We start from the raw sequence: 711 nt of genomic DNA on the forward strand, positions 1-711 counted from the left end.
TCGGCGAGCGGCTGATCGAACAGATCGACGACTACTGCGCGGCGCTCGACGGGCTCGTCGAATTGCAGCGTCCGCGACCGGGCTATCGGCCCGCACGGGTGCGCTTTTACCGCGACACGGGGGCGGCGCTGCGCAACGGCGTGCGCTCGGCCTGCGCGATCGCGATCTCCGGTGCGTTCTGGCTCGCCACTGGCTGGAACCAGGGCGACATGATGCTGCTCGTCGTCGCACCGTACTGCGCGCTGCTCGCGACCGCCGGCAACCCGGCCGCCGGCGCGCAGGCGTTCATCAAGGGCACGGTGCTGGCCGTGCCGGCCGCGTTCGTGTGCGCGTTCGGCATCCTGCCGCGCATCGAGGGCTTTCCGCTGCTCGTCGTTGCACTTGCGCTGTTCTGGATGCCCGGCATCTATGCGACGAGCGTACCGAAGACCGCGCTTGCGGGGCTCGCGTATCTCGTCGCGTTCAACACGCTGACCGGCGCGACCAATCCATTCCGCCCCGACGTCGCGCTGTTCCTGAACCAGTCGGTCGCGTGGGTGCTCGCCACCTTCCTCACGCTGCTCACGTTCCGGTTGATCCTGCCGCGCAACCTGGCCACCGACGCGACGCGGCTGCGCCGCACGATCCGCGACGACACGCTCGCGCTCGTGGCCGGCAGGCGCGTCATGGGGTCGGGCTGGCAACAGCGCCAGCAGCACCGCATCGCGCAGC

At 70.2% G+C, this 711-nt stretch carries 1 protein-coding gene; it reads left to right on the plus strand.

Features of this window, described 5'->3' with window-relative positions; all coding sequences use genetic code 11:
• Positions 1–711 (plus strand): FUSC family protein (locus tag G3N93_RS41015; protein ID WP_206135636.1); only part of this gene is annotated, 711 nt, incomplete at both ends.

Origin of the sequence: Burkholderia sp. Se-20378 (assembly GCF_017104665.1) — a bacterium.
Classification (GTDB): Bacteria; Pseudomonadota; Gammaproteobacteria; order Burkholderiales; family Burkholderiaceae; genus Burkholderia; species Burkholderia lata.